Origin of the sequence: Campylobacter volucris (assembly GCF_008245045.1) — a bacterium.
Taxonomy (GTDB): Bacteria; Campylobacterota; Campylobacteria; order Campylobacterales; family Campylobacteraceae; genus Campylobacter_D; species Campylobacter_D volucris.
This window is the reverse complement of sequence record NZ_CP043428.1, coordinates 1281050-1306522: the sequence shown is the minus strand read 5'-3', so window position 1 is coordinate 1306522 and position 25473 is coordinate 1281050. Positions and strand designations below refer to the sequence as shown.

Annotated in this window: 22 protein-coding genes and 4 pseudogenes; 12 read left to right on the top strand and 14 right to left on the bottom strand. The window is 28.7% G+C overall.

All coding sequences use genetic code 11. The annotated features are described in order from the left end of the window. The first annotated feature begins 3 nt into the window (after positions 1-3). Complete coding sequence (gene uvrA / locus CVOLT_RS06740) at positions 4-2835, top strand: excinuclease ABC subunit UvrA (RefSeq protein ID WP_039666030.1); 2832 nt, start codon at positions 4-6, stop codon at positions 2833-2835. Between the two features lie 22 nt (positions 2836-2857). Here uvrA and CVOLT_RS06735 read toward each other — a convergent pair whose 3' ends face one another. From CVOLT_RS06735 to trpB, 4 genes are all read right to left on the bottom strand, one after another. After that, on the bottom strand, positions 2858-3238 hold the full coding sequence (locus CVOLT_RS06735; protein WP_052243193.1) for a TPR repeat protein, Sel1 subfamily: 381 nt from the start codon (positions 3236-3238) through the stop codon (positions 2858-2860). A gap of 108 nt (positions 3239-3346) precedes the next feature. Beyond that, complete coding sequence (locus CVOLT_RS06730; RefSeq protein WP_039666029.1) at positions 3347-4936, bottom strand: disulfide bond formation protein B; 1590 nt, start codon at positions 4934-4936, stop codon at positions 3347-3349. A gap of 9 nt (positions 4937-4945) precedes the next feature. Then, on the bottom strand, positions 4946-5113 hold the full coding sequence (locus CVOLT_RS07945) for a hypothetical protein (RefSeq protein WP_165902308.1): 168 nt from the start codon (positions 5111-5113) through the stop codon (positions 4946-4948). 91 nt (positions 5114-5204) lie between these two features. Next, positions 5205-6380 carry a tryptophan synthase subunit beta gene (gene trpB / locus CVOLT_RS06725; RefSeq protein WP_039666028.1) on the bottom strand — a complete coding sequence of 392 codons (1176 nt, stop codon included), beginning with the start codon at positions 6378-6380 and terminating at the stop codon, positions 5205-5207. Positions 6381-6669: 289 nt separating this feature from the next. Here trpB and CVOLT_RS06720 point away from each other — a divergent pair, with 289 nt between their 5' ends. Next, positions 6670-7113, top strand: coding sequence for a YqaA family protein (locus tag CVOLT_RS06720; RefSeq protein WP_039666027.1), 444 nt, complete (start codon positions 6670-6672; stop codon positions 7111-7113). Here CVOLT_RS06720 and CVOLT_RS06715 read toward each other — a convergent pair. Together CVOLT_RS06715 and CVOLT_RS06710 are read right to left on the bottom strand one after the other, a co-directional pair. Further along, positions 7069-8073, bottom strand: coding sequence for an inosine-uridine preferring nucleoside hydrolase family protein (locus tag CVOLT_RS06715; RefSeq protein ID WP_039666314.1), 1005 nt, complete (start codon positions 8071-8073; stop codon positions 7069-7071). The genes CVOLT_RS06720 and CVOLT_RS06715 overlap by 45 nt on opposite strands. After that, positions 8073-9428 (bottom strand): annotated as a pseudogene (locus CVOLT_RS06710) (MFS transporter). The gene CVOLT_RS06715 and the pseudogene CVOLT_RS06710 overlap by 1 nt, the downstream one beginning before the upstream one ends. A 134-nt stretch (positions 9429-9562) precedes the next feature. Between CVOLT_RS06710 and polA the strand changes: the two are divergent. The 3 genes from polA to motB are packed head-to-tail and all read left to right on the top strand — an operon-like array spanning position 9563 to position 13732. Beyond that, positions 9563-12202 (top strand): DNA polymerase I, encoded by a 2640-nt coding sequence (gene polA / locus CVOLT_RS06705; protein ID WP_039666025.1) that lies wholly within the window; start codon positions 9563-9565, stop codon positions 12200-12202. A gap of 13 nt (positions 12203-12215) precedes the next feature. After that, positions 12216-12989, top strand: coding sequence for a flagellar motor stator protein MotA (motA, locus tag CVOLT_RS06700; protein ID WP_039666024.1), 774 nt, complete (start codon positions 12216-12218; stop codon positions 12987-12989). 8 nt (positions 12990-12997) lie between these two features. Next, entirely contained in the window at positions 12998-13732 is a 735-nt protein-coding gene (motB, locus tag CVOLT_RS06695) for a flagellar motor protein MotB (RefSeq protein ID WP_039666023.1), read from the top strand. A 12-nt stretch (positions 13733-13744) separates the two neighbouring features. On the opposite strand, the gene CVOLT_RS06690 is transcribed toward motB, so the two are convergent. From CVOLT_RS06690 to CVOLT_RS06665, 6 genes are all read right to left on the bottom strand, one after another. After that, positions 13745-14716 (bottom strand): beta-ketoacyl-ACP synthase III, encoded by a 972-nt coding sequence (locus CVOLT_RS06690; RefSeq protein ID WP_039666022.1) that lies wholly within the window; start codon positions 14714-14716, stop codon positions 13745-13747. Beyond that, positions 14703-15692, bottom strand: coding sequence for a phosphate acyltransferase PlsX (gene plsX / locus CVOLT_RS06685; protein WP_039666021.1), 990 nt, complete (start codon positions 15690-15692; stop codon positions 14703-14705). The genes CVOLT_RS06690 and plsX overlap by 14 nt, the downstream gene beginning before the upstream one ends. A gap of 5 nt (positions 15693-15697) precedes the next feature. Next, positions 15698-15844: a 50S ribosomal protein L32 gene (gene rpmF, locus CVOLT_RS06680; RefSeq protein WP_012662034.1), complete on the bottom strand. Its 147-nt coding sequence runs from the start codon at positions 15842-15844 to the stop codon at positions 15698-15700. Between the two features lie 20 nt (positions 15845-15864). Then, positions 15865-16215, bottom strand: a complete 351-nt coding sequence (locus CVOLT_RS06675) for a DUF177 domain-containing protein (protein ID WP_039666020.1) — start codon at positions 16213-16215, stop codon at positions 15865-15867. Next, positions 16215-16628 carry a nucleoside-diphosphate kinase gene (gene ndk / locus CVOLT_RS06670; protein ID WP_039666019.1) on the bottom strand — a complete coding sequence of 138 codons (414 nt, stop codon included), beginning with the start codon at positions 16626-16628 and terminating at the stop codon, positions 16215-16217. Before ndk ends, CVOLT_RS06675 begins: the two co-directional genes overlap by 1 nt. A gap of 151 nt (positions 16629-16779) precedes the next feature. After that, entirely contained in the window at positions 16780-17064 is a 285-nt protein-coding gene (locus tag CVOLT_RS06665) for a ferredoxin, 4Fe-4S (RefSeq protein ID WP_039666018.1), read from the bottom strand. A gap of 185 nt (positions 17065-17249) precedes the next feature. On the opposite strand from CVOLT_RS06665, the gene CVOLT_RS06660 reads away from it, so the two are divergent. From CVOLT_RS06660 to flhB, 4 genes and pseudogenes are all read left to right on the top strand, one after another. Next, positions 17250-17846: a peroxiredoxin gene (locus tag CVOLT_RS06660; RefSeq protein WP_012662030.1), complete on the top strand. Its 597-nt coding sequence runs from the start codon at positions 17250-17252 to the stop codon at positions 17844-17846. A gap of 345 nt (positions 17847-18191) precedes the next feature. Then, positions 18192-19052, top strand: a pseudogene (locus tag CVOLT_RS08325) (cache domain-containing protein); the annotation flags it as partial. 132 nt (positions 19053-19184) lie between these two features. Then, positions 19185-20201, top strand: a pseudogene (locus CVOLT_RS08275) (methyl-accepting chemotaxis protein); the annotation flags it as partial. 266 nt (positions 20202-20467) lie between these two features. Continuing rightward, positions 20468-21544, top strand: coding sequence for a flagellar biosynthesis protein FlhB (gene flhB, locus CVOLT_RS06650; RefSeq protein ID WP_039666016.1), 1077 nt, complete (start codon positions 20468-20470; stop codon positions 21542-21544). On the opposite strand, the gene CVOLT_RS06645 is transcribed toward flhB, so the two are convergent. Then, positions 21536-22315: a sulfite exporter TauE/SafE family protein gene (locus tag CVOLT_RS06645; RefSeq protein ID WP_039666015.1), complete on the bottom strand. Its 780-nt coding sequence runs from the start codon at positions 22313-22315 to the stop codon at positions 21536-21538. The two genes, flhB and CVOLT_RS06645, sit on opposite strands and share 9 nt — an antisense overlap. A 105-nt stretch (positions 22316-22420) precedes the next feature. Between CVOLT_RS06645 and pseA the strand changes: the two genes are divergently transcribed. From pseA to hisF, 3 genes are read left to right on the top strand one after another with little or no spacing between them, the layout of a single operon-like run. Then, on the top strand, positions 22421-23557 hold the full coding sequence (pseA, locus tag CVOLT_RS06640) for a pseudaminic acid biosynthesis protein PseA (protein WP_039666014.1): 1137 nt from the start codon (positions 22421-22423) through the stop codon (positions 23555-23557). After that, on the top strand, positions 23542-24156 hold the full coding sequence (hisH, locus tag CVOLT_RS06635; RefSeq protein WP_039666013.1) for an imidazole glycerol phosphate synthase subunit HisH: 615 nt from the start codon (positions 23542-23544) through the stop codon (positions 24154-24156). Before pseA ends, hisH begins: the two co-directional genes overlap by 16 nt. 9 nt (positions 24157-24165) lie before the next feature. Further along, positions 24166-24897: an imidazole glycerol phosphate synthase subunit HisF gene (hisF, locus tag CVOLT_RS06630; protein WP_039666012.1), complete on the top strand. Its 732-nt coding sequence runs from the start codon at positions 24166-24168 to the stop codon at positions 24895-24897. Here the strand turns inward: hisF and pseH are convergent. Then, a pseudogene (gene pseH / locus CVOLT_RS08270) lies at positions 24865-25332 on the bottom strand (UDP-4-amino-4,6-dideoxy-N-acetyl-beta-L-altrosamine N-acetyltransferase); the annotation flags it as partial. The gene hisF and the pseudogene pseH sit on opposite strands and share 33 nt — an antisense overlap. Between the last annotated feature and the right edge of the window lie 141 nt (positions 25333-25473).

Here is a 25473-nt window from a genome sequence, read left to right as displayed (position 1 = left end):
TTGATGAATAATGACAAGATAAGTATCATTGGTGCTAAGGAAAATAATTTAAAAAATATCAATTTAGAAATTCCAAAAAATAATCTTATAGTTTTTACAGGACTTAGCGGCAGTGGTAAATCGACTTTAGCCTTTGGCACACTTTATGCAGAAGGCCAACGCCGTTATATAGAAAGTTTAAGCGCATATGCTAGACAATTTTTAGACAAAGTTGGCAAGCCTAATGTTGATAAGATTGAAGGTTTAACACCAGCTATTGCTATAGATCAAAAAACTACTTCAAAAAATCCTAGATCAACGGTTGGAACCATTACTGAAATTTATGATTATTTAAGACTTTTATATGCAAGAATTGGCACTCAACATTGTCATCAATGTGGGCAAAAAATTTCATCTATGAGCGGTGCAGATATTGTAGGTGAGATTTTAAAACTTCCACAAGGAGCTAAGATTATTATTTATGCTCCTTTGGTAAAAGAAAAAAAAGGAAGTTTTGCAGATTTATTAGAAAATTTAGTTAGTAAAGGTTATATCAGAGCTCAAATTGATGGGGTTTTGACTAGATTAGATGAAGAAATTCAATTAGCTAAAACCAAAAAACACACTATAAAATTAGCCATTGATAGACTTCAAATACAAGATGATATGCTAGCAAGACTTGCTAGTGATGTTGAAAAGGGTTTAAGTGAGAGTTTTGGGGAGATTGAAATAGAAGTGATTAATAATGAAGAATTTGATCTTCCAAAACATTTTCATTATAGTGAGCATAATGCTTGTTTTGATTGTAAAATTTCTTTTCCGTTGCTTGAGCCTTTGAGTTTTTCTTTTAATTCTCCAAAAGGGGCTTGTAGCTCTTGTGATGGACTTGGGATTCGCTATTCTTTGGATATGAAAAAATTAATCAATGAAGATTTAAGCTTAGAAAATGGTGCTATAAAATTACTTTATGGATTTAATAAAAGTTATTATTATAAATTTTTAATGGCATTTTGTGAGCAAAATGATATTAGAGTCAAAATTCCTTATAGTGAGTTAAATGAAGATGAAAAGCGTTTAGTGCTTTATGGAAATGCTAAAGAGATTAGTTTTTTATGGAAAAGACATAGGTTAAATCGTAAATTTGAAGGTGTAGTAAAATATGCTTATGAAATGCTAAAAGATGATAAAGATTTAAGCGAGTATATGAGTGAAAAAATTTGCAAAGATTGTAATGGCCATCGTTTAAGAGCTGAGAGTTTAGCTGTAAAAGTAGCAGATAAAAATTTAGGCGATATTTTAGATATGAGTATAGAAAATACTACAGCTTTTTTTTCTAAGAAAGAAAATTTTAATTATTTAAGTGAGCAAGAACAAATGATCGCTAAGCCTATTTTCAAAGAAATTAATGAAAGATTATTTTTTCTTTATGATGTAGGACTTGGGTATTTGTCTTTAGGAAGAGATGCTAGAACTATTAGTGGCGGAGAAGCTCAAAGAATTCGTATTGCATCGCAAATTGGTAGTGGTTTAAGTGGGGTGATGTATGTTTTAGATGAACCAAGTATCGGTCTTCATGAAAGAGATACTCAAAAACTCATAAAAACTTTAAGAAATTTACAACAAAAAGGTAATACCTTAATCGTAGTTGAGCATGATAAAATGACTATAGAAGAAGCAGACTTTATAGTAGATATTGGTCCAAATGCGGGTAAATTTGGTGGTGAAGTAGTTTTTAGTGGCACTTATAAACAATTGTTAAAAAGCAAAAGTCAAACGGCACTTTATATGAGCGGTAAAAAGCAAATTTCACATCAAAAGCATAGAAAACAAGAAGATTTTATAAGCTTAAAAGATGTTAGCATTAATAATATTAAAAATTTAAGTGTGGATTTTCCTTTACGAAATTTAGTCGCTATTACGGGTGTTTCAGGTAGTGGCAAAAGCTCTTTGATCTTACAAACTTTATTACCTTTTGCTCAAGAAGAATTAAATCGTGCAAAAAAAGTAAGAAAGCTAAATGGAGCTAAGATAGAAGGATTAGAAAAATTAGATAAGGTAATTTATCTTGATCAAAGTCCTATAGGAAGAACTCCAAGGTCAAATCCTGCAACTTATACAGGTGTTATGGATGAAATTAGAAATCTTTTTGCAGCTACTAAAGAAGCTAAAATGAGAGGGTATAAAATAGGTAGATTTTCATTTAATGTCAAAGGTGGTAGATGCGAAAAGTGCAGTGGCGATGGTGAGATTAAAATAGAAATGCATTTTTTACCTGATGTTATGGTTACTTGCGATGTGTGTAATGGTAAAAGATATAATGATGCAACTTTAGAAATAAAATATAAAGGCAAAAGTATAGCAGATGTTTTAAATATGAGCATCATAGAAGCAAGTGAATTTTTTCAAGCTGTGCCAAAAATCAAGCAAAAGCTAGATACTTTAGTAAAAGTAGGACTTGATTATCTTACTTTAGGACAAAATGCTACCACTTTAAGTGGTGGGGAAGCTCAGCGTGTAAAACTTGCTAAAGAGTTAAGTAGAAGCGATACGGGAAAAACTTTATATATTTTAGATGAGCCTACTACAGGACTTCATTTTGAAGATGTAAATAAACTTGTTTTGGTTTTGCAACATTTGGTAGATCTTGGAAATAGTGTTTTTGTAATAGAACATAATTTAGATGTGATTAAAAATGCTGATTATATTATAGATATGGGGCCAGAAGGTGGTGTTAAAGGCGGTAAAGTCATTGCACAAGGAAGCGCAGAAGAATTAGCTAAAAATCATAAAAAAAGTGGTTCTTATACAGGATATTATTTAAATTTAGAGTTTAAGGATAAAAATAACTATGCTTAATTTTTTTAAGCATAGTTTGTATTTATTTGCCATCTAGTATGTCTTCTATTTTATCTTTTTGAAGTTTTCTTTCCCAAATACAACCCATATCATTACCTAAATCACAAGCTTTATCAAAGTATTTTTTAGCTTTAAAATAGCTTTTTTTCACATTAATACCATCTCGATAAATAACTCCTAATCTATTACAAGCAGTTGCATCGTTTTTATCGCAAGCTTCTTTATAAAATTTAATGGCTTTGTATTTATTTTTATAAACTTTACCTCGCCCTTCTTCATACATATAGGCTAAATCTCTACAAGCTTTTGCTTCCCCTTTATCGCATGAGTTTTCTAGATCATCTATCTTATCTGCATAAGACACTCCAAACACTAAAAACAAAAATAAAATGATTTTAAGCATAATTAATCCTTTTTTTTAATTTTTTTCAATTATATAAATTTATAATTTAAATTACAATTTATATTATTAAAATAATTAATTTTTTAAGCCCTGCTATGTTTAGCAGGGTTATAAAGGATTTTTGTAAGTTTTTATGATATCTTTTTTATCACTAGTGCGATCGAGTATATAAAGTGTGTCATTTTTAATAGTAAAGGATTTTGGATTTTCTAATCCTTCTACGCCATAAGCATCAATGATTTTTGCGTTTTTATAATCAATTACAAGAAAAGTATTATAACGCAAACTCAATGCAAGCATTTTATCTTTGACTATCTCAGCTCCAACTATATAATAATCATTGATATTTTTATTTTCTTTAAGCTTTAAATCATCTCCAACACTTAAAACTTTTTCTCCACTTAGTAAATAATCTTTAGTGCTAGCATAAGATAAAATGAGTTTTTTACTAAATTTATTTGGTGTTGAAATTAGATATAAATACTCTCCATCATTTGCATAAGCATGAACATAATTTTGTTTTGCTCTAATGGTTAAGATATATTTTCTTGATGGTTCATACCAATCATTTTTTTTCGTAAAAAACGCAGGAGATATATTTCCACTAGTTTCTTTAAAAGTTTGCCATTCAAGCATAGGATCAATTTGCTTGTCAGTTTTTTGAGTGCCACTAAATGTTTTATTATAAGCTCCTATGATGACTTTATCTCCAACAAAAGTTCCATCTACAATATATCTCATATCATATCCATTTGTTTTATCAAATAATGCAAAATTTGTAGCTGTATTAAAATCTTTTGTATAAGCAAGCGCCATTTCATTTGAAATTAAAACAAATTCATCGTTGATCTTATCATAAACAATAGCATTGATATGCTTATATTTTTGAAGTTCTGGTATTTTTATTTCGAAATTTTCATTTAAAGCTTGTATGTTTTTTGTGATTTCAAAAGCTCCATTAGAGATATTTTTGTCAAATGTTAAATCTTTTGGCTCAACTAAGTCTTTAATGAAAACTTCTTCAGGAACATTTTTACCAAATAAATCAAAATGAGCAAGCCTACTCCAAACTTCTGTAGTCCAAGTTTTACTCATGATACTCATATCAAATGTCAAACGATCAGGGTTTGATTTTCCTGTATATGGAGGCAAACCATTTATAATTAAAGCTTGAAATGCATTAGAACAAACTACTACAAAAGATATAACAATAACAAATTTAGAATACTTGTTTAATTTTTTTATTTTGATTTCTTCGCTTGAAAGATCTTGCATCATTGAGCTATTTTTTCTTATAAAAAGTAAAGCAAGTCCCATTACAACTACAACACACCAATAAACCACAACAGCCCAAGTATAAGTATGAGCTCCAACTAATTTATCTCCAAGACCTATACCAATATCTCTTTGCCACCAGCTTGCTGTGTGTCGCACGCCCATATAAATTCCATATCCCGCAAATAAAAATACACAAACTATGTATTTAATCTGAGGGCCATATCGTAAAATAAACATTCCTAAAATACCAATTACAATCATACCAATACGCTCAAACCAACAAAGAGTGCAAGGTGATTCGTTATGAAAATATCCCAAATACATATTAGCAAATCCAACTGGTATGGCTAATATAAGTAAAATAGCAGTGGTCATAAATAGGTAAAAGTATTGATCATTTTTATTTAAATATGTATTCATTTTTACTCCTTACCAATTTCCACTAGGAAGTATAGAATTAAAACTTGCTATTAGATACATCAAGCAGTTTAAACAAGCTCCGCATAGAAAAATTCCAAATATTAACTTTTCTTTTTCAGGTTTTATAAGTATGAGTAATATAGAAGTTGCAAGTAAGATAAGTATTGTAAATTCCAAAAATTCTCCTTTGAATTAAAATTTAAATCGAAATTTAATTTAAAATATATTAAATTTTTCTTAATTAAAAGGAGAAAATATTATTTATTTATTAACCATAAATTTGACCCTTTTTGTACTCATAAACACTTTGCATATCTTTATCTCCTCTTCCTGATAAATTTACCACTATAGTGCTTTTTTTCTTTAAACTAGGGCATAATTTATCTAAGTAAGCTAAAGCATGAGAACTTTCAATAGCAGGTATGATACCTTCTTTTTTGCATAATAATTTTAAAGCATTTATACACTCATCATCATTAATAGCATAATAATTTGCCCTTTTGCTTTCTTGTAAATATGCATGCAATGGTCCAATTCCAGGGTAATCAAGTCCAGCAGAGATGCTAAAGGTATGTGAAATTTCTCCTTGATCATTTTGTAAAACTTTAGTTTGCATTCCATGAATGATTCCTATTTTTCCTTTTGTAAGAGTTGCTGCGTGATAAGGAGTATCTTTGCCTAATCCTGCTGCTTCAACCCCTATAAGTTTTACTTTTTTATCTTTTAAAAAAGCATGAAAAATTCCAGCTGCATTACTACCTCCTCCAGTAGCTGCTACGATGTAGTCAACTTTTTGATTGATTTTTTTAAGTTGCACTTTGCATTCTTTACCAATGATACTTTGAAAATGCGTTACAATTTGCGGATAAGGATAAGGCCCAACTGCACTTCCTACTACATAAAATACATCTTTTGTATTTTTAACCCAAAAATTTAAAGCCTCATCAACTGCATCACTTAGTGTTTTTCTGCCTTTTGTTATAGCATTAACTTTGGCTCCTAAAAGTTCCATTTTATAGACATTTAAAGCTTGTCTTTGGACATCAGTAGCCCCCATAAAAATTTCACATTCTAATCCCAAAAGTGCAGCTGCAGTCGCTGTTGCAAGTCCGTGTTGTCCTGCTCCAGTTTCTGCGATGATTTTTTTCTTGTTCATTTTTTTAGCTATTAAAGCTTGGGCTAAAGCATTGTTGATTTTATGAGCTCCAGTATGTGTTAAGTCTTCTCTTTTTAGGTATATTTCGTGTTTATAATGTTTGCTTAAATTTTTTGCATGATATAAAGGTGTTGGTCTTCCAACATAGGTTTTTAGAAGATATTGCAATTCTTGTTTAAATTCTTTATCATTTTTTAGTTTTAAAAAAGCTTTTTCTACTTCATCTAATGCTATTTTTACTTCATTTGGGACAAATTGTCCGCCAAATTTTCCATAATATTTTTTCATAGTTATTCCTTAAATTTAAAAATAAACTAAGATCAAAAGATCAACTAAAATCAGACAATAAAAAATAAATTGAAATTAAAATGCAGTAGTAGGCTTAACGCCAAGAAAGAAGAGCTTGAAAAGATTTGAAATCTAAAATTGTTTTAAAAAATATTTCCCTTTCCATGTAAGTTTCCTTAATAAAATTTGCTTAAAGCATTTTCATTGTAAAGTAAATATGATTAAAAAAGATTTAAATTTAAATCATAAAATAAAAATAAAATTATTTTATAGATGAAAGTTAGCAAAAGTGTTTGAATTTTTATATAGTGATATTAGTTATATAGGGCTTTTTATAGTAAGTTTTTTATCAAGCACTCTTTTGCCTATGGCTAGTGAAGCTTTTGTAATAGCTTTTGTAAAATTAGATTTTAATATTTATTGTGTTCTTTTTGTGGCAACTTTGGCAAATACTTTAGGAAGTTTAAGCACTTATGCCCTAGCGTATTTTGGTAAGAGTCAAATTTTAGAAAAATATTTTAAAAATTCCATCGAGAAATTAGACAAATTCAATGCAAATTTTAAAAAATTTGGTTTTTTGTATGCTTTTTTTACTTTTTTGCCTGTGGTAGGTGATATTTTTTCATTAGGACTTGGTTTTGCTAAATATTCTTTTTTAAAATCTTGTGTTTTTATAGCTTTAGGAAAATTAACCCGTTATATTTTTGTAATTTTCATAGCAAATTCCATTTGAAAGTCTTGTTTTTATAAGTTTTAAAAGTTTGTCATTATCAACATCGTTTAAAACTTTTATAGTGGTTTTTTTATAAGAATTTACTAAATTCATTTTAGCATCTTTTAAGCATCTGATAGAATTTCCTCTTGCTAAAGAGCTATCACAAATGACATCGACAAAATATTCTTCAAAACTAGCCAAGCTAGGGTCAATCATATAAGCAATCGTTAAAGCATCGTGTATCCAAGTGCCATTAGTGCCTCTTGTTTTGCTTGCATAATCGATCCAAACTTTTAAAGTCTGCACTAAAAAATTACAAAGAGGATTTTGGTCTTTTAAAGAATTTAAATCTTTATGTGTAAGTAGAGTTTGCATGGTAGCATTATATGGCACTAAAGTGATCTTTGCTTTAGAATTTAAAACTATGTTTGCAGCTTCAGGATCAAAGCCAAAATTTGTATCTTTAGTATAATAGGGCATATCAAAACTTCCGCCCATGATGAAAATTTCTTTTACATTGGTATCAAAATTTTCAAATAATCTCATTGCCATAGCAATATTTGTTAAAGGTCCTATAGCACAAATTGAAATTTCATTAGGATATTTTGTGATTAATTCTCCCATTTTTAAACAAGCATTTGGAGTGATATTATCTAAAATTTTAATAGGCCTAATCTCATCCCAAAGATGAGTAAGATTAAAATTTTTAGCACTATTATCTAATCTTTGTCTCCAAAAATTACTATCTTCGCATAAAGTTTCATTAGCCCCTAAATATAAAGGTATGTTTAAATTTAATTTTTCTAATAAATTTTTAGCCACGCTATAAGCAATTTTTGCCTGAACATTACCACTAACAGTGCTAATCATTTCAAGTTTGATTTCTTTAGAAGCTAAAATTAGCCCAAGAGCTAAACCATCATCGGTGTTAGCTCCTATAATACCATTACCTATATCTGTGTCTAAAATAAGGCGTATCATGCTGCATCTTCAATTAAATTTAAATCTCTACCTCTAGTTTCTGGTGCAAAAAATGTCGTTATAAAGCCAATACCTGCAGTAATCACAAAATATAAAGCAATAGGCCACCAAGCTCCATAATAAGCTAGCAATGCAGAAGCTATCATAGGTGCAGTCCCACCTGATAATATAGAGCCACATTCTTTAGCTAGTGCCATTTTAGTATAGCGATTTTTAGCTCCAAATAATTCTACTCCCCAAGCAGCTTGAACCCCAAAAATTCCTAAAGATGCTAATGACATACCTACGATAATTGTTAAAATTACTATAATTTCATTTTTACTATCAAGCAACATAAAAGCAGGAAAAGCATAAAGCATTAAAAGCAAGCAAAATGTTCTATAAGTAATGCGTCTTCCAAATTTATCACTTAAATATCCTGCCAAAGGTATGACTAAAAATCCAACCAAAGAAGCAATCATCACAGCAGTAGTAGCGACTGATTTATCAAGAAGTAAAATTTTGGTTACATAACCTACTATAAAGCCTTGTGCTAAATAAGAAGGGCCATTTTCTCCTATCCTAATACCTACCATGATCCAAAAAGCTTTTGTTTTTTGCCATAAATTTCTTTCATCTTTTTTAGCATGCATTGCGTTTTCATGACGAATTTTTAGCATCATTTCTTTTTGTTTTTCAAAAACAGGAGTTTCTTTTACATGTAAGCGTATATAAACAGCAAAAATAGCAATAAAAATACTACATATAAATGGAATTCTCCATCCCCATTCTTTAAAACTTTCACTATCCATTTGTAAAGTTAAAAGCCAAACCATAGACGCAAGTAAGGTTCCGCTATTTGATCCAAGAGCTATAACAGAAGAAATTAAACCCCTATGCTTACTTGGAGCATACTCTCCAAGCATAACAGTTCCACCAGAAAGTTCAGCGCCAGCACCAAAACCCTGCATAAAGCGTAAAATAACCAAACAAATTGGAGCCCAAATTCCAATTACTGCATAACTTGGTATAAAACCTATAAGAGTAGTTGAAATTCCCATTAATGCAATGGTAATCATCAATACATTTTTTCTACCATATTTATCACCTAAATAGCCAAAAAATAAAGCTCCAATAGGTCTTGCTACAAAACCTACTCCATAAGTTACGAAGCTAAGTAAAAGTGCTATAGTAGGAGTTTGTTCAGGAAAGAAAATTTCAGAAAAGATTGTGGCTGCTGCTAAGCCATAGAGTGCAAAATCTGCATATTCCATAGCTGTGCCCAATCAGCAAGAAAATATAGCTTTTTTAAAAGCTTTTTTGCCTTGAGGCGTTTTAAAATTCTCATCTGCGATTGATTGTGTTTGCAAAATTAAACCTTTGTTTTAAAATTTCAAAAGCGTAATTTTATCCAAAAAGCATAAAATTAAATTTAGAGCTTTTACTCTCTTTTAAATAAAATTTAGTGATAATTTCTTAGTTTTTAATAAAATTTATTAGGAAAATGATGAAAACTTTAACAATAATTGATACTTTTGGATTTTTCTTTAGATTATTTTATGCAATCAAAGGACTTAAAAATTCAAAAGGTGAACCTAGTAATATGATAAGTGGTTTTGCTAATTTTATTTATAGTTTAAAACAAGAACATCCAAGTGATATGATTATTTTTGCACTAGATAGCAAAGGTAAAACTTTTAGAAGTGAAATTGATCCAAATTATAAAATCAATCGTCAAGCACCACCACCAGAATTATTAGCTCAAATTCCAATTTGCATACAAATGATAGAAAAAATGGATTTTGCGAGCTTTTCTTGTGAAGGTTATGAAGCAGATGACATCATAGCATCTTTAGTCAAAGCATGCAAGGATAAGGATATTTTTATAAGAATTATCACTCAAGATAAAGATTTGTATCAGCTCATCAAAGATGGAAAAGTTAGCATTTATAGTCCTATTTCAAAAAATGATTATGATGAAGCAGGATGTTTGGAAAAATATGGTGTTAAACCTTTTCAAATGAGAGATTTTTTAGCACTTTGTGGTGATAGTTCTGACAATATCCCAGGGGTTAAAGGTATAGGTGCTAAGGGAGCTAAAAATTTACTTGATGAGTTTGAAAGCATAGAGGGTATTTATGAAAATTTAACCTTAGTGCGAAATGAAAGAAATAAAAATTTACTCTTAGAAGGTAAAGAAAATGCGATTTTGAGTAAAAAATTAGCTACTTTATATGAAGATTTAGATGTAATTTATATGCTTGAAAAATGTGCTTATCCTAAAGATGAACCATTGTTAAAAATTATAGATATATTAGAACATTATGAGCTTAATGCTTTGCTTAAAAAATTGCGTGTTAATCCTCAAAATAAAGATAAAAATTTAGGTTTTAATGCAAGATTGATTTTAGATGAAAAAGAATTATTTGACATTTTAGAAAAATTAGATAAAGAAAGTGTTGTGGCTTTTGATACTGAAACTACTAGCTTAAATACTAAAGAAGCAAAGATTGTAGGTTTTAGTTTTTGTTTTCATGAAAGCGAAGCTTTTTATGTGCCGCTTAATCATGATTATTTAGGAGTTAGCGAGCAAATTTCTATACAAAGAGCTAAATTTGCCATAGAAAAAATTTATCAAAGCTTTGTCGTAGGACATAATCTTAAGTATGATTTTGAAATTATTAAAAACAATTTTGGTCTAAATCCTCCAAAAAATTATGCAGATACTATGATTTTAGCATGGTTAAAAGAACCAAGTTTAAGAGTAAATATGGATGATTTAGCTAAAAGGTTGTTTGATTATGAGACATTGCATTTTGAAGCTTTGGTAAAAAAAGGTGAGAATTTTGCTAGTGTTGATTTAGAAAAAGCTTGTAAATATGCAGCTGAAGATGCTTATATTACTTTAAGATTTTATTTGTATTTTTTACAAAATTTAGATCAATCATTATTAGAGCTTGCTAAAAATAGTGAATTTGAATTTATTAAAGTGCTAATGATGATGGAAAATAATGGCATTAAGCTTGATACTATGCAACTTGAGCAATTAATGCAAAGTTTTAATCAAGACATTAAAATTTTAAGTGAGAAAATTTATGCTTTAGCAGAAGAAAAATTTAATATTAATTCTCCAAAACAAGTGGGTGATATTTTATTTGAAAAATTAAAATTACCAAGTGGCAAAAAAACAAAAACAGGTTATTCTACTGATGAAAAAGTTTTAAATAATCTCATAGATGAATATCCTATCGTAAAAGAAATTTTAGATTATAGAGAACTTGCTAAATTAGTTTCTACTTATTGTGAGCCTTTGTTAAAACTTGCTAAAAATGACAAAGATTCAAGAATTTATTCAAGTTTTTTACAAACAGGAACTGCAACAGGTCGTCTTTCATCAAAAGATCCAAACTTGCAAAATATACCTGCACATGGCCAATATGCAAAAAACTATAAATCTTGTTTTATACCAAAAGATGGTTATAGTTTTATTTCTCTTGATTATTCGCAAATTGAACTTAGAATGCTTGCTCATTTTAGTGAAGATAAAAAACTTTTAGAAGCATTTGATAATGATGAAGATATCCATGCAAAAACTGCAATAATGATTTTTGGTGAAAATAATTATCACACAAGAAGCATTGCTAAAAGCATTAATTTTGGACTTATTTACGGAATGGGTTATAAAACTTTAAGTCAAAATTTAAAAATTGAAGCTAAATTAGCAAAAGAATATATTGAAAAATATTTTGAAAATTTTACAAGTATTAAAAAATACTTTGAAAAAGTAAAAAATGAAGCTAAAAATGATGGTTTTATTACAACGCTTTTAGGCCGCAAGAGATATTTTGATTTTGATAATGCAAAACCTATGCAAATTGCTATGTATGAAAGAGAAAGCATTAATTCTATACTTCAAGGCTCAGCTGCCGATATAATAAAATTAGCAATGATTGAAATTGCAAAAAGTTTAAATGAAGATCAGCGTTTGATTTTACAAATTCATGATGAACTTATTTTTGAAGTTAAAGATCAATTATGCGAAGAATTTGCAAAAAATGCTAGTGATGTTATGGAAAATATTGTAAAATTAAAAGTAAAATTAAAAACTTCATCAAGTATTGCTAAAAATTGGGGTGAATTAAAATAAGGAGATTTGTTTTATGGATTTATCAACCATACTGGGAATGGTTTTAGCTGTTGTTAGTATTTCTGTTGGGGATATTTTAGAAGGGGGAAACCCTTTACATGTTATACATCTTAGTTCGTTTTTGATTGTGATGCCAACGGCAGCTTTTTGTGCGATGACTTCTACGCATAAACATATTGTAAAAGGTGCTTATAAGGAATTAAAAGTTGTTTTTAAAGGTTCAGGGGTTAATTTAAGTCAGAGGATAGCTGAGCTTGTGGAATATTCTACCATAGCAAGAAGAGATGGGCTTTTAGCATTGGAATCAAAAACCAATGAAGTCGATAATGAATTTTTAAAAGATGCTATGATGATGATGGTTGATGGAAAAAGTATTGATGAAATCAAAGAAAATATGGAAATTCAAATAGAAGAAATGGAAGAATACTATAAAGAATGCGCAGAGTATTGGATCCGTTTTGGTGAAACTTGTCCTACTATGGGTCTTGTTGGAGCGGTGTTTGGTCTTATGCTAGCACTTACTTTGCTTGATGATCCTCAAGCAATGGCTATGGGTATTTCAGGTGCATTTACAGCAACCGTTACGGGTATTTTTGGAGCTTATGCTTTATTTGGTCCTTGGGGTAATAAAATGAAAGCAAATTCTCATGATTTAATCAAAGAAAGAATAGTTATCATGCAAGCTATCACAAGTATAGCTGAGGGTGCTAATCCTAGAGATTTAGAAGCTAAGTTGTTTAACTATTTAGGTCATGATGAGCCAAGAATTTCACAATTTGATAAATAAGAGTTAAAATGGGTAAGAAAAAGAAGTGTCCAGAGTGTCCAGCTGGAGAAAAATGGGCTGTTCCTTATGCAGACTTTTTAAGTTTGCTTTTGGCTCTTTTTATTGCTTTGTGGGCGATTTCTGAAAGCAATCCATCAAAAACAGAAGCATTAAAAACAGAGTTTGTTAAAATTTTTGAATTTACCGCTTCAAATCCAGTGCAAAAAGAAAGTGATACGCATCACAAATATAGCTCTCCAGCTAATGCAAATGTTGATGAGTTAGAAAAACTTAAAAAATTAAGTATCACTCAACAAGAAAGTATAGAAAAGTTAAAAGCAGCACTAGATCAAAGAGAAAATAACATTATTTTAAATTTGCCTGCAAGAGTTGAATTTTCTAGAGCTAGTGTTGAGATAGACTCTGCTGATGTGCAAGATTTTTTAAAGCGTATAGCAGAAGTTATCAAAAAAATGCCTTCTCAAGCTCAAGTAGAATTAAGAGGATATACTGATAATAGTGACAAAGATCCTAAACGAAATTTTGATCTTGCAAGTAAAAGATCTCAAGTTGTTGCTGATTATTTAATTAGCAGGGGTGTTAATGCAAATCAACTTATAGTAGTGAGTTTTGGCGATAATCATCCAATAATGCAAGATAAAGAAGATGAGAAAAACAATAGAGTAGAATTTTATATTAGAGTAGATTCTTCAGATGTCAAAGCAAGAAAATCTATATTAGATCAAATAGAGAGGTTAAAATAATAAAAAATTATTTTAACCACCAAATTTAAGTAAAGCAGAACCCCAAGTAAATCCACCGCCAAAGGCATCAAGCAAAATCAATGAACCTTTTTTTAATCTACCTTCTTCATAAGCATCATTCATAGCCATAGGTATGGATGCGGCTGAAGTATTGCCATATTTATGAACTGTAAGCATGCATTGCTCATCACTAAAATTTAACTTTTCTTGTACTGCTTTAATAATTCTTAAATTTGCTTGATGTGGTATAAATAAATCTATTTCACTATGTGAAATATGGTTTTTAGATAAAATTTCAATCACATCATTGCTTAAAGTATTTACAGCTACTTTAAAAACTTCATTACCTTTCATTTGCATGGATAAAGCAGAGCATATACTGCTTTTTTGAGATCTTTGAGTCATTAGCAAATCCCCAAATTCTCCATCGCTTGCAGTATGCACATCGATAATAGGAAAATTTTCATCCAAAGAAACCACTCCAGCACCAGCTCCATCACCAAATAAAACACAAATACTTCTATCGGTATAATCAATAATTGAGCTAATTTTTTCAGCACCTATTATCAAAACATTTTTTTTAGCGCCACTTTCTACTAAAGATTTAGCAAGTTCAAGCAAATAAATAAAACCAGAGCATGCTGCAGAAATATCAAATGCTGTAATATTTTTTAAACCCAAATTAGAAGCGATTTTACATGCAGTAGAAGGCATAGTAAAATAATCAGGACTTAAGGTCGCAACAATAATAGCATCTATATCTTTAGGAGTTAAATTTGCTCTTTGTATAGCTTTTATAGCAGCCTTTGTTCCTAAATCGCTAGTATTTTCATCATCACTTGCTATGCGTCTTTCTTTTATACCAGTTCTTCTAAGAATCCACTCATCAGTTGTTTGCACCATTTTTTCTAAGTCAAAATTACTTAAAATTTTTTCTGGTACATATGAAGCTATACTGATTAATGAGGCTTTATTTTGTTTCATAATTGCAAAGTTCTTTTTCTATTGTAGAGTTTATATTAGACTGACTAAAATTTAAAGCTTGAAAAATAGCATTTTTAATAGCTTTTGGTCCACTTTTTCCATGACTTATGATGACACATTCTTTTACACCAAGTAAAGGAGCACCGCCGTATTCTTCATAATCTATATGAGTTTTTAATTCTTTAAATGCAGGTTTTGCTAAAAGATAACCTAATTTTGCAAAGAAAGATTTTTGAATTTCTTGTTTTAATAATTTTGTAATAACACTTGCAACGCCTTCTCCGGTTTTTAATAATATATTACCATTAAAACCATCACATACTAGCACATCTATGCTACCATTAAAAATATCTTTTCCTTCAGCATTGCCTATAAAATTTGGAAGTTGCTTTAAAAGCTGATGGGTTTCTTTTGTAAGCTCATTTCCTTTGCATTCTTCTTCTCCGTTTGAAAGAAGTGCAATTCTTGGTTTTTTAATATTTAAAATTTCTTTTGCATAAGCTTCACCCATGATTGCAAACTGAAATAAATGTTCACTTTTACAATCTACATTAGCCCCTACATCCAAAACAAGAGTTCTTGAATGAATATTTGGCATTAGTGTAGCAATTGCAGGTCTAGCAATATTGGCTAATCTTCCAAGTCTTAAAGTGGCTAAACTCATAGTAGCACCACTATGTCCAGCAGAAACTACAGCTTGAGCTTTTTGATTTTTTACAAGTTCTATAGCTTTGTATATAGTGCTATCTTTTCTTTTTAGTGCCTCGGTGGAATTTTCATCCATAGCAAAAACATCGTAAGCTTCTTCATAATCTATAAATTGATTTAAATCTTGAGGGATTAAGGCCTTAAGTTTTTTGGGATCACCTACCAAGATAGCATTAAATTCTTTTTCTCTTAAAGCTTGTATAACGCCTTCTATGATAGGTTTTTCTCCAAAATCTCCGCCCATTGCATCAATAGCAATGCTTGTCATCGTTCTTAGTATTCCTTAGTAACTGGATTTACACGATGAGGCATTTTATAACTACCATCTTTATCTTTGATAGGCATAGGTAGTGTAACTTTATAGTGAGTTCTGCGTTTTGCTGCACGAGTTTTACTCACTCTTCTCTTAGGTACTGCCATTTTTTACTCCTTTATTAAAATTATAAACATTTATTGCAATAAAAATAATCACTCAAGTAAGATTGTAACTCACTATTTGCAAGCTCGATTAAATCAATATGAGAATCAAAAAATTCCATAGTATCGCTTAAGATATTATTTTCATCTTTAAAAATACCATCACTTGCGTAAAGTTCAATATTTTCATCTATTTTTAATTCTAATTCTTCTCCGCAACGATCACAATGTCTATAAGTAAAACCTTTTAAATTACCATCAATTTTAGCTAATTTTAAATTTTCTTTTTTAATAGATCCTTCAAAAACTATTCCATCAAGATCCAATTTAAAAGGATAAGCGACAAAACTGAGCTTTGCGAAAGGAATTTTCATTATAAAATTTCAGTTTTTGAAAAGAAAAATTCTATTTCAATTTTAGCATTTTCTAAACTATCACTTCCATGAACTGCATTTGCGTCAATATTTTCTGCAAAATCAGCTCTAATAGTACCAGGAGCTGCTTCTTTTGGATTTGTAGCACCCATTAGTTCTCTATTTTTTAAAACAGCATTTTCGCCTTCTAAAACAGAAACAACAACTGGCCCACTAATCATAAATTCTACTAAATCTTTAAAAAAAGACCTTTCTTTATGAATAGCATAAAATTCTTCAGCTTCTTTTTGAGAAAGTTGAATTTTTTTAGTTGCAGCTATTCTTAAACCATTATTTTCAAAACGAGTTAGAATTTGACCAATAACACCTTTTTTTACTGCATCAGGTTTGATAATAGAAAGTGTTTTTTCCAAAATTTACCCCTTGTTATATTTTAAAATAAAAGAGCTAATATTATCAAAATATCTTTTAAAATTAGATAAATTTTAGTTATTTGAGAATAATGTTAGAATAGTTTAATTAATTTTTAAATATATAAACGCAAAAAGCGTTTATATATTTTGATTAAGCAAATACAGGAGTTGATCCATCTCTTAAATCGCTTCCGATATTATCGCGACTTGGTTGTCCATTTGCAATATCACTCCAAACGATACATCCATCAGTTGGACATGCACTTGCACAGGCTGGTTGATCATTATAGCTTACGCATTCAACACATTTATCAGCATATACATAGTATCTATCTTCACCTTCTGGATTGTTTGCATCATCAACTATAGCGCTAACTGGACACTCATCTATACAGGATCCGCATGATATGCAAATATCAGTAATTTTAACCGCCATTTTATCTCCTTTAAAAAATAATAGTCGTTGTAAGATTATCAAAATTGTTTTAATTTTATTCTTAAAATCTTTTAATTTTGATAATTACACAATTATTGATGTATTTTTACACAATTTATTTTTTTTTAAAATTATAAATGATATTATTTTGTTACAAATAAAATTTATTAATTAGGAGATAAACAATGATAGTTACTAAAAAAGCTATAGATTTTACAGCACCAGCTGTATTAGGTAATAATCAAATAGTTGAAGATTTTAATCTTTATAAAAACATTGGTCCAAAAGGTGCGGTAGTATTTTTCTATCCAAAAGATTTTACTTTTGTTTGTCCATCTGAAATTATTGCTTTTGATAAAAGATACCAAGATTTTAAAGATAGAGGTATAGAAGTAATTGGTGTTTCTTGCGATAATGAATTTTCACATTTTGCATGGAAAAATATGCCAGTAAATCAAGGTGGTATAGGTCAAGTGAAATTTCCTTTAGTTGCAGATTTAACAAAACAAATTGCTAGAAATTTTGATGTATTATTTGGTGAAGCAGTAGCTCTAAGAGGCTCATTCTTATTAGATGCTGATGGAACTATTCGTCATGCGGTTATAAATGATTTACCTCTTGGAAGAAATATTGATGAAATGATTAGAATGGTAGATACAATGTTGTTTACAAATGAACATGGAGAGGTATGCCCTGCAGGATGGAATAAAGGCGATGAAGGTATGAAAGCTGATCCTAAAGGTGTTGCTGACTATCTAAGCAAAAATGAAGGAAAACTATAAATTAAAAATTAACAAAGAAAAACTAATTTTTTATGTTTTTCTTTGTTTACCTTTTTTAAATAATTATATATACCAACTTCAATCTTATTTTTTCTTGCATTAAAATAATAATATATTTGTATATTGTTATATATTGATAAATTATTTTATTTTTATTTATTAAAAGAAAATATACTTAGTATTTTTTAAATTTTTACTACATAATATTAAATAAAAATTTTTTGGATAAATCAATGTTAGTAATGAATATCTTATAGATGATCATTTTTATCATAGATAAATATTTTAAAATTATAGTAATGATTTAAGAAAAATTTAAATTATTTAAAAAATGGGAGGTAAAATATGTTGAATAATTTAAAAATAGGAACAAAAATTGTTTTAATCGTTTTCTTTGTGGTGCTTTTTGCGATCTCAACCCTAACTGCTTTAATTAGCTACCAATCTTATACAACTTTAAACAATGAAGCTTATAAACTTGTTTCAAATGCAGGTGCTAGAAATGTTAATAAATTAGAAAATTTTTTTAATCAAGTTTCATCTGCTTTGGATTTTACTAGTAAAAATGTAAATTCTATCATTAAAGAAGACTCTATAAATTTAAAAAATCAAGCTTTAGATATTGTGCAGAATTTATCAAGCACATCTTCTTTTGTATCTTATGCTTATATTATATTGGAAGATTATTCTATAATTGCACAAGATAATAAAAGTTTTACTATGCCTGTGGCGTTAAAACAAAATATTTTAAACAGCATTTTATCTAAAGATGCCGAAAAAATGAATATTTCAAATCCAATTGTTTTGAGTATAAACAATCAAAATATTTTTACTATAAATTTTTCATTTCCTATATATGATAAAAATAAAAAATATCAAGGTGCTATTGGTATTTTATATAATATTAATGCTTTGGCAGAAGATTTGTTGCATCCAAGAAGAAGTATTTTTGAAAATGATAAAAAATTTCTCATGACTCAAGATGGTTTAATTTTATTTCATTCTGATAGAAAATTTGTTGGAAAAAATATTAAAGAAATAGGAAATTTCGATATTACACCTATTTTAAATGCTTCTATAAATACAAAAAGAGGTGTGTTTGATTATCAAGAAAATGAATATGAGTATTTAGCAGGAGTGCAACCTTTTAAAATTTGGAATACTAAAACTTACTTTACTATGGCAACTTTAGCACCAAAAGAGAGTATCTATCAACCTTTTTATACTTTACTTTTTAGTATAGTGGTTTTTTCTATTATCAGTTTAATTTTTATTGGAATTATAGTTTTATATTTTATTAAAATTTCAATTACTAGTAAAATTAGTCAAATTTTAATGCATTTGATTTCTTTCTTTAAATATTTAAATTATGAAATTTCTAAAGCACCTAGCAATTTAATCATAAAAACCAATGACGAATTTGGAGCTATAGCTAAAGCTATTAATGAAAACATCACTAAAACTAAAAATGCTTTAGAACAAGATGCTAAAGCAGTAGAACAATCTGTTGAAACAGCTAAAGAAATAGAACATGGTAATCTAACAGCAAGAATTACAGCAATTCCTGCTAGTCCTCAATTAGTAGAATTAAAAAATGTATTAAACAATATGCTTAATGTATTACAAGCTAAAGTTGGTTCTAATATGAATGAAATTAATCGTGTATTTGATAGCTATAAAGCATTAGACTTTACTACAGAAGTAAAAGATGCTAAAGGTGAAGTAGAAATTACTACTAATGTATTAGGACAAGAAATCATACAAATGTTAAGACAATCTTCTGAATTTGCTAATTTACTTGCTACTGAAAGTGGTAAATTACAAAGTGCAGTAAAAGACTTAACTGATTCTTCATCTTCTCAAGCTTCTTCTTTAGAAGAAACAGCTGCTGCTTTAGAAGAGATTACTTCTTCTATGCAAAATGTTTCTTCTAAAACTAGTGAAGTAATTGCTCAAAGTGAAGAGATTAAAAATGTTACTTCTATTATTGGAGATATTGCTGATCAAATCAATCTATTAGCATTAAATGCTGCAATTGAAGCAGCACGTGCTGGAGAACATGGTCGTGGATTTGCTGTTGTTGCTGATGAAGTTAGAAACCTAGCTGAAAGAACTCAAAAGTCTTTAGGTGAAATAGAAGCTAATACTAATATCTTAGTTCAATCTATTAATGAAATGGGTGAAAGTATTAAAGAACAAACTACAGGTATTACTCAAATTAATGATGCTGTAGCTCAAATTGATCATGTAACTCAAGAAAATCTTAAAATAGCTAAAGATAGTGCTGCAATATCTGAAAATGTTAATCAAATTGCTAATGATATCTTAGAAGATGCTAAGAAAAAGAAGTTTTAGTGTAAGCTAGAGTTTTAAATACTACAAAATAATAAAATAATAATTTAAGTCTATATAGATAATATATAGACTTAAAAATATAAGCTTAAGAGTTTTTTAAAACTAAAACTTGTAAAACTTATAAAATTTATAATTAAAACTTATATATATATTCTATTATGGGTTTAATTGTATTAATTGTTAAGTTTTTAGTAGATGGGATTGAATTTGGTAGGGTGTTGGTTTGATGGTTTGTGAATATAGTATTAATATCATAAAGGTAGTTTATGGCAGCTGATGATCAAGAAAAAACAGAAGAACCCACATCCAAGAAAATTGAAGATGCTCGTCAAGAAGGAAATGTCCCAAAAAGTCAAGATGCTTCAGCTGTAGCTGTGCTAATTATAGCAGTAGTTGTTGTTTTATTTACCATGCCGTTTATGGGTGAGCGCATAAGTGGCTTGTATTTATTTTATCAAAGTTTTATAGGCATTGAGTTAGATTTAAAAATTTTGCAAAAAATTATCATTAAAACTATGATAGAAATGTTTATTATGATTATGCCTATAACTTTAACTATTATGGTAGCTGGTGTGCTTGGAAATTTAATGCAATTTGGTTTTATATTTACCACTAAACCTATAACTCCAAATTTTAATAAAATTAATCCTATTAATGGACTTAAAAATTTATTTTCTTTAAAAAAAATCATAGAAGCTGTAAAAATTATATTAAAAGTGGGTGTTGTATTTGGTATAGCTTTTGTTTTTTTGCTTCAATTTATGCAAGAATTACCTAGAGTGGAACTTTATACAATTTATCCGCAACTTTTATGGCTTAGAGACAAGGCTATTATTTTAGCTGTTGTTGTGATAATTGCATTTTTGATTATAGGATTTTTGGATATTTTATTGGTTAGATATCAGTATTTTAAAAATTTGCGTATGAGTAAGCAAGAAATCAAAGATGAATACAAACAAACCGAAGGAGATCCTTTGATTAAAGGACGAATTCGTCGTTTGCAAATGGAAGCAGCTAGAAGAAGAATGATACAAGATGTCGCAAGTGCTGATGTGGTCATTACCAATCCTACTCATTATGCTGTGGCTTTGCGTTATGATAGTTCTAAAGAATCAGCACCAAAAGTTTTAGCTAAAGGAGTGGATTTTTTAGCGTTGCGTATTAAAGATATGGCTTATGAGTATAATGTTATGATTTATGAAAATCCACCTTTGGCAAGAGAGCTTTATAAATCTTGTGAAGTAAATGATCTTATACCGCCTGAACTTTTTAAAGCTGTGGCTGAAGTATTGAGTTTTGTTTATACTTCTAATAGACAAAAATTTGCAGATAGATTAAAATAAATTTAGCTTTTTTAATAAACTAATTATAGTCATGCTTATAGAAAGCATATAAACGCTTAAAAGCGCAATGCGATGGTATTTAAGATTAATTTTTTCTATGATTTTAATACCTAAAAATACTCCAAACATAGAGCTAGTGCCTACCAAAATTCCAATTTGTAATATTTCTTTATCAATAATATCATTATAAACAAAAGAGCTAACTCCAGAAATAGAAGCAAAAATCACAAAAAACAAGCTTAATGGAACTACTTTTTTAGTGTCATAACCTAAAAAATAAGCCAATATTGGAGTAATTAGCAATCCACCACCAATACCTAATGATATAGCAAAAATTCCTGTAAAAATGCCACATATAACTAAGATCAAATTTTTTAAAATTTTAGAATGATTTACATCTTTAATATTGCTTTTTTGATTGAATGCAAATTTTAAAAAAAAGATAATGCTTACGCATAAAAAAACGCTTGTTAGAGTAATATCTGAAAAATAAGTTAGCAAAATCCCACTAAATATAGCTCCTATAAAACCACCAAGTCCTATCAACAAGCCATCTTTTAAGATTAAATTTTTCTTTTTATAATTTAAATAAGATCCAAATACAGACGCAAAAATCATTTGAACTACTGAAATTGCTATTGCATGATGGGAGCTAAGTCCAAGTGAGAGCATAAATGGTACTATGATCATTCCACCACCTATACCAAAAATTCCAGAAGCCATTCCAGAAAAAATTCCTATGATTAAATAAGGTAAAAAAAATAAATCCATTTCAAGCCTTTATATAAAAATATTGTAACAAAATAAAATTTATTTAGCTTTAGAAAATATAATCATAGTCGATTTGATTTTATATTATATTTTTTTGGAGAATAAATGAAATTTTGTAAAAAATGCGTTATGCCAGATACCAAACCTGATTTACATTTTGATGAAAATGGAATTTGTGATGCTTGCAATTCACAAGTTGATAAAGATAAAAATATAAATTGGCAAGAGCGAGAAAAAGAATTTTTAGAACTTGTTAAAAAATACAAAACTCATCCTGTTTATGATTGTGTTATAGGAGTTAGTGGCGGGAAAGATTCTACTTTTCAAGTTATAAAATGTTTAGAACTTGGACTTAATCCGCTTTGTGTTTGTTTTGAACCAAGTATTCCTACAAAAATAGGTCGCAAAAATCTAAAAAATTTAAATAAACTAGGAGTAGATCTTATACATATTAAACCAAATCCAAAAATTTACAAAACTCTTGCAAGAGAAGCTTTTGAAAGAACTGGCGATAACGAATGGCAAAACCATTTGGGTATTTTTACAAGTGTTCCAAAAATAGCTGTAAATTTTAATATACCATTAATCATATGGGGAGAAAGTCCTCAAATAGAATACGGCGGCCCTGCTAGCTCAAAAACAGAAAATACACTTGGTAGAAAATGGCTTGAAGAATTTGGAGGATTATTAGGTAATAGAATCTCTGATATGATAGGAGTTAATGGCATAAGCCAAAAAGATGTGTATTTTTATACTTATCCAAGTGATGAAGAATTGCAAAAAGTAGGAGTAACTGGTTTATTTTTGGGATATTATTTTAAATGGGATTATAAAAATAATCTTAAAATTTCAAAAGAAAATGGTTTTAAAACAAGCACAAAACCAGTTGAAACTACTTATGAAAATTTTGAAAATTTAGATTGTTATTCTAATCATTTACATGATTATTTAAAATACTGCAAATACGGCTTTGGAAGAGCTACTGATAATGCATGCTTAGATATAAGACTTGGTTATATAAACCGCGAAGAAGGTGTGCGTTTGGTGCAAAAATATGATGGAAAACCTCCAAAAAAAGCTATAAAAAAATACTTAAAATTTAGTGGTTTTAGTAAAGAAGAATTTGAAAAAATAGTAGATAGTTTCACAAATAAAAAAATTTTTAAACGCGATGAAAATGGTAAATTTTTAAGAGATTGCGATGGATCTTTAATAAAAAATGAAGAATACATTTTAAGATGATTGGTGTAATTGATTATAATTTAGGAAATTTAAGATCTATTATTAAAGCTTTTGAAGCGCTTAATCAAAATGTTTTTATAGTAAAAAACGAAAATGATGTTAAAAAATCTTCTAAGCTTGTATTGCCTGGGGTTGGATCTTTTTACCAAGGAATGCAAAATTTAAAAATTTTGCATTTAGATGAAGTTTTAAAAGAAGAAATTTTAGTCAATAAAAAGCCTATTTTAGGAATTTGTCTTGGTATGCAACTTTTTTGTAAATATGGTCGCGAAGGTGGTGGTAGCCAAGGATTAAGCTTTATTGATGGTGAAGTTTTGCAGTTTGATTTAAAAAAAGAAAAAATACTTCATAGTGGATGGGATAATATTTATTATAAAAATGAAAGTAAAATTTTTAAAGATATAAAAGAAAATAGTGATTTTTACTTTGTGCATTCTTATTTTGTTGAATGTTTTGAAAATATACAAACTTCTATGTGTGATTATGAAATATCTTTTTGTGCTTCTTTTGAAAAAGAAAATATATATGCTGTGCAATTTCACCCTGAAAAAAGTCAAAATGTAGGCTTAAAGCTTTTAGAAAATTTTGCAAATTTGTAGGTTTATTGTATGTTAAAAACTAGAATTATTCCTTGTGTGTTATTAAAAGATGCTCAGCTGGTTAAAAGTATAAGTTTTGCTTCATTTAGAACTATAGGACATATCAAAACAAGTGCTAAAATTTATAATGCTAGAAATGTAGATGAGCTTATAGTTTTGGATATAGATAAAAAAATGGATCTTGAGAGCTTAGAAGACATAGCCAATGAGTGTTTTATGCCTCTTACTATAGGAGGTGGTATAAAAACATTAGATGATATTAGAAAGGTTTTAAATATAGGTGCTGATAAAATTAGCATCAATTCGACAGCTCTTGTAAATGTAAATTTTATCAAAGATGCTGCAAATGCTTTTGGAAGTTCGTGTGTGGTTTGTTCTATTGATGTAAAAAAAGTCAATGGTGAATTTAAGGTTTTTAATGAAAAAGTATTTGATATTAATCCTTTAGATCTTGCTTTAAAATACCAAGACTTAGGAGCAGGAGAGATACTTTTAACTAGCATTGATAAAGAAGGAAGCAATAGCGGGTACGATTTAGAACTTTTAGATATGTTTTGTGATAAATTAAAAATTCCTCTTATTATCAATGGAGGACTTAGCAAACCAAGTGATGGGGTAGAAGCTATAAAAAAAGGAGCAAATGCTTTAGCTGGAGCTTATATATTTCATTTTAGTCAATACACTCCAAATGACATTAAAAATGAACTTTTAGCTAATAATATCCCTGTTAGGATTGTTTAGTTGCATTTTTAAGACAGATTTATTTTGAAATGTAAATGATGAAGTTGTTTCAAAATTAAATATTTTGTGAAGACCAATGATTTGCATATTGTCTTCAAATACTTCAAGTTGCAAAATATCACAATTTTGTATTTTAAAAGCATAAAATATGCTGATATGCTCTAATATTCTACCTAATCCTAAAATTTTAGAAAAAGGGTTCGCATAAAAACCAAATTCAATAATGTCTTTAGATTTTTTTTCAAAATTAATACTTCCAAGAATTTTATTATTATAAATCACACAATAATAGCTTTTTTGTGTAATTTTTCTTAAATTATTTATAAAATTTTTATGTTCGTATTTGCTGATATAATGTCTATGATAGAGATACTTTTTTATTTCAAAATGATTTCTATATAGTCTAATTTTTTCTTTTTCTTTGTGATTGAGATTGGCAAAATTTTTAAGAATAATTTTTTCATTATAGTTAAAATTTAAAATAATATCTCTATTCTTTATCGTATAGCTAATTAATTCATCTTTCCAAGAAAAATTAATAGAAGATAATTTTGCAACAATTAATTTTTGTATGTA

Coding starts and splice junctions, on each gene's coding strand:
- uvrA (WP_039666030.1), top strand. CDS start 4: ATGAATAATGACAAGATAAGTATCATTGGTGCTAAGGAAAATAATTTA.
- CVOLT_RS06735 (WP_052243193.1), bottom strand. CDS start 3,238: ATGCTTAAAATCATTTTATTTTTGTTTTTAGTGTTTGGAGTGTCTTAT.
- CVOLT_RS06730 (WP_039666029.1), bottom strand. CDS start 4,936: ATGAATACATATTTAAATAAAAATGATCAATACTTTTACCTATTTATG.
- trpB (WP_039666028.1), bottom strand. CDS start 6,380: ATGAAAAAATATTATGGAAAATTTGGCGGACAATTTGTCCCAAATGAA.
- polA (WP_039666025.1), top strand. CDS start 9,563: ATGAAAACTTTAACAATAATTGATACTTTTGGATTTTTCTTTAGATTA.
- motA (WP_039666024.1), top strand. CDS start 12,216: ATGGATTTATCAACCATACTGGGAATGGTTTTAGCTGTTGTTAGTATT.
- motB (WP_039666023.1), top strand. CDS start 12,998: ATGGGTAAGAAAAAGAAGTGTCCAGAGTGTCCAGCTGGAGAAAAATGG.
- CVOLT_RS06690 (WP_039666022.1), bottom strand. CDS start 14,716: ATGAAACAAAATAAAGCCTCATTAATCAGTATAGCTTCATATGTACCA.
- plsX (WP_039666021.1), bottom strand. CDS start 15,692: ATGACAAGCATTGCTATTGATGCAATGGGCGGAGATTTTGGAGAAAAA.
- rpmF (WP_012662034.1), bottom strand. CDS start 15,844: ATGGCAGTACCTAAGAGAAGAGTGAGTAAAACTCGTGCAGCAAAACGC.
- CVOLT_RS06675 (WP_039666020.1), bottom strand. CDS start 16,215: ATGAAAATTCCTTTCGCAAAGCTCAGTTTTGTCGCTTATCCTTTTAAA.
- CVOLT_RS06665 (WP_039666018.1), bottom strand. CDS start 17,064: ATGGCGGTTAAAATTACTGATATTTGCATATCATGCGGATCCTGTATA.
- CVOLT_RS06660 (WP_012662030.1), top strand. CDS start 17,250: ATGATAGTTACTAAAAAAGCTATAGATTTTACAGCACCAGCTGTATTA.
- flhB (WP_039666016.1), top strand. CDS start 20,468: ATGGCAGCTGATGATCAAGAAAAAACAGAAGAACCCACATCCAAGAAA.
- CVOLT_RS06645 (WP_039666015.1), bottom strand. CDS start 22,315: ATGGATTTATTTTTTTTACCTTATTTAATCATAGGAATTTTTTCTGGA.
- pseA (WP_039666014.1), top strand. CDS start 22,421: ATGAAATTTTGTAAAAAATGCGTTATGCCAGATACCAAACCTGATTTA.
- hisF (WP_039666012.1), top strand. CDS start 24,166: ATGTTAAAAACTAGAATTATTCCTTGTGTGTTATTAAAAGATGCTCAG.